This window comes from Streptomyces sp. NPDC017943, from assembly GCF_044328425.1.
Classification (GTDB): Bacteria; Actinomycetota; Actinomycetes; order Streptomycetales; family Streptomycetaceae; genus Streptomyces; species Streptomyces djakartensis_A.
In genome coordinates this window covers 1-6,176 of the sequence record NZ_JBIRHH010000044.1, presented here as the reverse complement: position 1 = coordinate 6,176, position 6,176 = coordinate 1, and the positions used below count along the sequence as shown (strand labels likewise).

Below are 6,176 nucleotides of genomic sequence, written 5' to 3'. Positions count from 1 at the left end.
ACAGCTTCCACAGGATCCCGTTGACCACCTGACGGCGATCCCGCACCGGACGACCCATCCGCGGCGGAGCCAGCAACGGCTCGATCACCGCCCACAACTCATCAGTCAGCTCATGACGACGCACCACGAACAGAACAACGAGCAAAGCACTTTGCGGACACGACCTAGCGGTCGTTGCAACACCTTTCCTTGAGGGGTGTCATGTTCGAGATTCGCAAGAACCGGACCAAGGCTTTGGGCGGCCGCAGACGGCTGGTCCGCGAGCGGGAGGAATACTTCCGGCTCGTGGACCTGGGCTATGGCAATGCAGAGGCCTGCCGGTTGGTGGGCATCCATGAGCGAACGGGGCGTGAATGGCGCAACGGCAGGGTGGCCAATGAGCGGTTCCGCCCACCGGCCCGTTCGGCGCCGGCTCCTGAGGCTGCGGACCGCTATCTCACTCAGGCCGACCGTCTGCACATAGCCGACCGCTTACGGGAGAAGGCCACGGTCAGAGCCATTGCCGCTGAGCTGGGCCGCAGCCCGTCCACCATCAGTCGGGAGATACTGCGCAACGGCATCCCGCTGCGTCGTGACGCATCCCGCTGGGCTTACCGCCCCTACGCGGCCCAGGGCCGTGCCGATGCCCGCAGACCACGGCCAAAGCCGGGAAAGATCAGCCAGAGCCCGCGGCTTCGGGATTACATTCAGGAGCGTCTGACACGACGCTGGAGTCCTGAACAGATAGCGGCCCAGCTGCCGCGAGAGTTCCCGGACGACCTGGAGATGCGGGTGACGCACGAGACGATCTACCAAGCGTTATATGTCCAAGGCCGCGGAGAACTCCGCAGAGAACTCGTTCGGGCTCTGCGCACAGGACGAGCCCGACGCAAACCACATCGGCATGCAGCCAGGCGCCAGCCACGCTTCGCGACACCGATGGTGATGATCAGCGAACGTCCGGCCGAGGCTGCTGACCGGGCCGTCCCCGGTCACTGGGAAGGAGACCTCATCGTCGGCCCCGGTCATCGATCGGCCATCGGCACGCTGGTGGAACGCTCGACCCGCTATCTGATGCTCCTCCACCTGCCCGGCGGCGGACACCGGGCAGAACACTTCCACCAGGTGCTGGCCCGCACCATCCACACGCTGCCGTCTCAACTCAAACGCTCCCTGACCTGGGACCAGGGCACCGAAATGGCAGGTCACGGCTCGTTCACCCTGGCCACCGACATGCCGGTCTACTTCTGCGACCCGGCAAGCCCATGGCAACGCGGCTCCAATGAGAACACCAACGGCCTGCTGCGGCATTACTTCCCGAAGGGCACCGACCTTTCCGCTCACAGTCCTGAACAACTCGTAGCCGTGGCCGCCGAGCTCAACGGCCGCCCACGCAAAACGCTCGACTGGGACACCCCAGCCGAGCGTCTGGCTAAGCTCCTAGCAGCAAGCTGATCAGCAGTGTTGCAACGACCCCTTGAATCCGCCCCCGGTCCACGGGGCTCGGACCTGTGTGTTCGCCCCCTTTTTAGCCCTGACGTGGGCGGTGTCGAGGACGACGCGGGTGACGTCGATGAGGCCGGCGTCGTCGAGCCGCTGAAGCACGGCCTCGTGCAGGCCACCCCAGACACCAGCTCTCGACCAGATCAGGAACCGGCGGTGAGCTGTCGACTTCGATATCCCGAAACAGGGCGGCAGTTGGCGCCAGGCGCACCCGGGCGCTGTGACTGAGCGCTTCAGTTGGCCAGTGAGCGTGCTGGTTGGCCGGTTGAGTATTCCGTGTCGGTAGAGAGGCACTTTGTTGTGCCGGAGCCACTGACGGAAACCTCACCGGCCGGTGCCCCTCTGAAAGCCCAGGCCGCCCCTACTGCCGTTCAGTGCGGGACCACCCGGCCTGCGCGGGACCTTGCTTCCCGCGCGCCGTCTACATCTTCGTTCGTCAGACTGTTCGGCGCGCTCGTACGACCTGCGGTACAACGGTCGCTCACGCAACTGGTGCCGGCCGGGGGGAAGAGCATGGGACACACGACAGCCACCGTCGTCCGCTATCGAGCAGGCCGGGCCAACAGAGTTCTGCGTATGGCCTTGTGGGAAGCGTGGGATTCAAAGTGCTACTGGTGTACCAAGCCCGTGGAGTTCAGCGTCTCCGAGATCGACCACATCATCCCCAAGGACGTCACCGAAGCGGACCTGGCAAGGCTCAAGACGGCGTACGGCCTACGGGCCGATTTCGACCTCCACGAACCGCGGAACCTCGCCCCGATTTGCCGCACGTGCAACGGAGTGGAGGGCAAGAGCAACTCCATACGCCAAGCGGGCGTCACGATGAACTATCTGGCCGGCGCGGAGAGGCGCTGTCCTGCCGTGCTCAAACGAGTTCAGGGCTTCGGCAGGTCGGGCAAGGTGGCCGCCCACCTGCTTGAGGCCGCCACCGCCGATCTCAGCCAACCCGACATCCGGCGTGAGTTCCTGGACACCGCCCCCGCGGTCGTCCGGGTCCTGGCGGTGACAGAACAAGCCATCGGCGACTACCGGTCGTTTCGGGAGGCAGAGGTATGCATCGACGACGAAGATGGGCTGTGGCAGCGCATCGACGTGGCGCTGGACGACCGAGGACGGCTCACGATCGCTCTACTGGAGAACCTGTGCGCCGCCGAACTTGAGGACGTCCTCCAAGATCCGGTAGTACAGCTCATCCAGGAGATCCGCAGCCGCGTCACAGCCGGGTTCGAGTCCATGGAGACGAGTGACCCGATCACCGCCGGGCCGCCCACCAGCGACTTCATCACCCTCAACATCGACTCTCTCGACTTCCTGCGCTGCGCCGGGCAAGTCGAGTTCACCTTCCAGGGTGCCTTTGAAGCAAGCTTCGCTGCGTCCGTGGTCCGCAGCAGCTCAGACGGGGGCGGGACGGACGCCCTGCAAGGCGACGCCACGGTCAGCGGAACGTTCTCCTTTGTGGCCGACTGGGACCTCGCCGATGACCCGGCGCAGGTACACACAGGCGACTGCACCATCGAGGACTGGGATGAGGACCTCAACGTCGGGTAACGCGCTGGCAGTCCGATCGGCGGGCCGCGCAGTGGACGGCACGACGCCATGCTCAACTGGCCAACCGAAGTACTCAGTTACTGGCTCCGGTACTGTCCTCGTCCGCGTTCCTGCCGGCAGGAGGCCAACCGGGAGCGGCGGCGGGCGGCAGCTGCCCTCCGGGCACGGATCGCTCTGCTGTAGATCTCGCGCGAGATCCGGGCCCGATACGAGGCCCTGGAGCTACTGGTCGCCGACGCGGTCGGCAACGAGCGGGCCGACGCGGGAATGCACAGCACTGCGGCCGCGGACTTCCAGCACCTGACCAGCGAGCTGGTGCGGTGCGCGGTGAGCGCGGATCGGGAGGTGAGCGCCACCTGGGAGCAGATCGGGCGCCCGCACGGTCTGAGCGCGGATGCGCCAGGGCCCGGTACGGCCGGGCCCGGCTCCTGTGGCCTCCGCCGATGCCGGAATGACGCCCGCCTGTGGGGAGAGGCCCGGGGAGCTGCGCGAGGAGGTCGTTGGCCCCCTTGGCTATGCGGGGTTCGGATACGGCGAAGGGCCCGGACGGATCCGGGCCCTTCGGTCAGTAGCGGGGACAGGATTTGAACCTGCGACCTCTGGGTTATGAGCCCAGCGAGCTACCGAGCTGCTCCACCCCGCGTCGGTGACACCACTCTACACATTGGCCGTCGCGGGGCGGCCCTCATTTTCGGGGGTCAGCCGCGGCGGACGATGTTCTCGGCCTGGGGGCCCTTCTGGCCCTGGGTCACGTCGAAGGTGACCTGCTCGCCTTCGAGAAGTTCGCGGAAACCGTTACCGCTGATGTTGGAGTAGTGCGCGAAGACGTCCGGTCCACCGCCGTCCTGCTGGATGAAGCCGAAGCCCTTCTCGGCGTTGAACCACTTCACGGTGCCGCTGGCCATACGTCTGTCCTTCGAAATCGCCGGGTGCTTCCCGGTCGGTCTGTGGGTGGTGCCCTCCGTCATCGAAGGGCGTCCGGCGTCCGTTCTACCCCGTAGGCGAGACACCAATCCGGCTCCCGCGCGGGTGAGGCGTGCAAGTTGTGCCGCCCAGCGGGCATCGGGCTCTTCGGTACCGGGTCGCTGCGTGCGGGAGGCTGGCGCCTACTTGCCCTTCGCGGCTTCCTTGAGCTTGCTGCCGGCGGAGACCTTCACGCTGAAGCCTGCCGGGATCTCGATCGGGTCGCCGGTCTGCGGGTTGCGGGCGGTGCGAGCGGCACGGTGGGTGCGCTCGAAGGTCAGGAAGCCGGGGATGGTGACCTTCTCGTCGCCCTTGGCGACGACGACGCCGACGGTCTCGGCGAGGGCGGCCAGCACGGCGTCGGCGTCCTTGCGGGTAACCTCGGCGCGCTCGGCGAGGGCTGCGACCAGCTCACTGCGGTTCATGAGGGGTACTCCGTGACGTTCGGGTTGCCGCGGCCGCTGCGCGGACGCGACGCTTCTGACGCCATCCTGTCACCGGGGTCCGACAATGCTGCACACTGCACCAGCAGCGGAGCGCTCCGTGTGACGTCATAGGCGTACGCCGATGGCCCATGCCGCGTTGTTGGTAGTCGTCAGCCGTACAGCCACTGCTCCCAGGCTTTGCGGCCGGACAAGGCGGTGGCCGGGATGCCCATTTCGGCCAGCGCGCCAGGATACAGGCGTTCGTAGGCCGTGTTATAGGCGCTGGCGAGGGCGGCGTCGCCGAGCAGCCACGGCGCGGGGGCGTGGTCGAGGTCAAGCACGGCGAAGTCGCCTTCGTAGCGGATGCGGCCGTGGAGGAGGCCGCGCTCGAGCAGGGGGTGCCAGCCGCGCCCGACGCGCTCGACCTCGGGCATGCCCTTGGCGGTGTCGATGACGGAAGCGACGTCGAACCGGCGGGGTGAGATGCGGGCATAGAGCTTCGCGATCATCCAGGGCAGGCCCAAGATCCGAAAAAGGGTGTGTGCGATGGGCCCCGCCCATAGAGACGTTGTAGAGCGGTCCGGCCGGTCCGTTGATGACGCTGAGGGAGATCGCGGGTTCCTCGGCAAGATGGTGGCGAAGGAACGGGGCGAGTTGCTCGGGCTTGGTGGTGAGCAGTTCGCGGGTGGCGCGGGGTATCCAACTGGGACCGCGAGACGCCTCGGACCGGTCGAAGTCGCCCCAGACCTTGTCGATGGCCTGCACGATGGCTTCGGTACGCACCCAGGCGGCGCTCTCGCTGGCTGCCCAGTCGTGCTCCCGCTGGCGGTTGTAGAGGTTGAAATGCGGCGGCTGCGGGGCACTGGTCTGGAGCATGGTGGTGGCGTCGAGCGCGGCTCGGTCGGCATCGAAGGCGCGCAGGACATCCGCCCGATCGATGCCGGGTGGGTCGCTGCCTGTGGCGGGGGCTTCTGGCCGTTCGCCGTGCAGGGTCAGGGTGATTTGTGGGCGGTGGCGGCTGGTGGCCTCGAACGACTGCAGGGCTTGCCCGATGGCGTCAGGGGTGGCGCTCCAGCCGCGCACACAAAGACCGTCGTCGCGCTGGCCGGCCAGGGCGCCGTCGCTGTGCCACGTCGTTGCCCAGGTGCCGCCCGGCCGGTCGAGGTGCGCGGGCCGGCGCGCGAGGTCGGCTTCAAGTCGCTGAAGGTCGCCGCGGCCCCGGGCACGGGCGAGCAGGCTACGCGCGGGGCGTAGCACACCCGCCAGGAGTTCTTCGTCGAGCGGATACTCTGCGCGCTCGCCGTGCCATTCACGCAGGAGGTCTCGTGCCTGGGCGATGCGGTGTACGGCCTGCTCTGCTGCGTCGCGAATCTCGCCGCCGTCGAGGTGGCCCTCGACGGCGGCCGCTGCATGCCGGCCGACCGAGGCCACCACCTGGTCCCACAGGTACAGCTCGTCCGTGGCCTGGTGCCACAGGTAGCCCTCGCGCGCGGACGTGTCCGACTCCTGGACCGTGGTGAGGGACCGTACGATCTGAGCGCGCTCCGCGGGCGGCTGGCCGCGACCGCGGCGTACGGCGAACTGCAGCAGGATCGGGGTGAAGCGGCGGGCGAAGTGCGTGGGCCGGGGGCGGCCGTCCTTCGTGGTGCAGGTCCTCATGCGCTTACTGACTTCAGCTCGTTGGGGTGAATCTTTGTGAAGTCGCTGATGGGTTCGGGGTGGGCGGCTGTATCCGTGTGGTGTGAGATATGCGGATGG

7 protein-coding genes, 1 tRNA gene and 1 pseudogene are annotated in these 6,176 nt (G+C 67.3%); 2 read left to right on the top strand and 7 right to left on the bottom strand.

The annotated features are described in order from the left end of the window. Positions 1–145, bottom strand: a 145-nt coding sequence (locus tag ACH4C6_RS35610; protein WP_398112743.1) for a transposase, incomplete at its 3' end; no start/stop codon positions are given. 56 nt (positions 146–201) lie between these two features. Here ACH4C6_RS35610 and ACH4C6_RS35605 point away from each other — a divergent pair. Further along, positions 202–1,434 carry an IS30 family transposase gene (locus ACH4C6_RS35605; protein WP_398112742.1) on the top strand — a complete coding sequence of 411 codons (1,233 nt, stop codon included), beginning with the start codon at positions 202–204 and terminating at the stop codon, positions 1,432–1,434. A gap of 28 nt (positions 1,435–1,462) precedes the next feature. Here the strand turns inward: ACH4C6_RS35605 and ACH4C6_RS35600 are convergent. Further along, positions 1,463–1,707 (bottom strand): annotated as a pseudogene (locus ACH4C6_RS35600) (transposase); the annotation flags it as partial. 402 nt (positions 1,708–2,109) lie between these two features. Here ACH4C6_RS35600 and ACH4C6_RS35595 point away from each other — a divergent pair. Next, the gene (locus ACH4C6_RS35595; RefSeq protein ID WP_398112741.1) at positions 2,110–3,030 is read left to right on the top strand and encodes a hypothetical protein; all 921 of its coding nucleotides are present in this window, start codon (positions 2,110–2,112) and stop codon (positions 3,028–3,030) included. 569 nt (positions 3,031–3,599) lie between these two features. Here ACH4C6_RS35595 and ACH4C6_RS35590 read toward each other — a convergent pair. The 5 genes from ACH4C6_RS35590 to ACH4C6_RS35570 form a co-directional block, all read right to left on the bottom strand. Further along, positions 3,600–3,673 (bottom strand) — tRNA-Met (locus tag ACH4C6_RS35590). 55 nt (positions 3,674–3,728) lie between these two features. Next, on the bottom strand, positions 3,729–3,935 hold the full coding sequence (locus ACH4C6_RS35585) for a cold-shock protein (RefSeq protein WP_030578348.1): 207 nt from the start codon (positions 3,933–3,935) through the stop codon (positions 3,729–3,731). Positions 3,936–4,136: 201 nt separating this feature from the next. After that, positions 4,137–4,418 (bottom strand): HU family DNA-binding protein, encoded by a 282-nt coding sequence (locus ACH4C6_RS35580; protein WP_398112740.1) that lies wholly within the window; start codon positions 4,416–4,418, stop codon positions 4,137–4,139. Positions 4,419–4,588: 170 nt separating this feature from the next. Next, complete coding sequence (locus ACH4C6_RS35575) at positions 4,589–4,759, bottom strand: hypothetical protein (RefSeq protein WP_398112739.1); 171 nt, start codon at positions 4,757–4,759, stop codon at positions 4,589–4,591. After that, positions 4,752–6,077 (bottom strand): hypothetical protein, encoded by a 1,326-nt coding sequence (locus ACH4C6_RS35570; RefSeq protein ID WP_398112738.1) that lies wholly within the window; start codon positions 6,075–6,077, stop codon positions 4,752–4,754. Before ACH4C6_RS35570 ends, ACH4C6_RS35575 begins: the two co-directional genes overlap by 8 nt. Between the last annotated feature and the right edge of the window lie 99 nt (positions 6,078–6,176).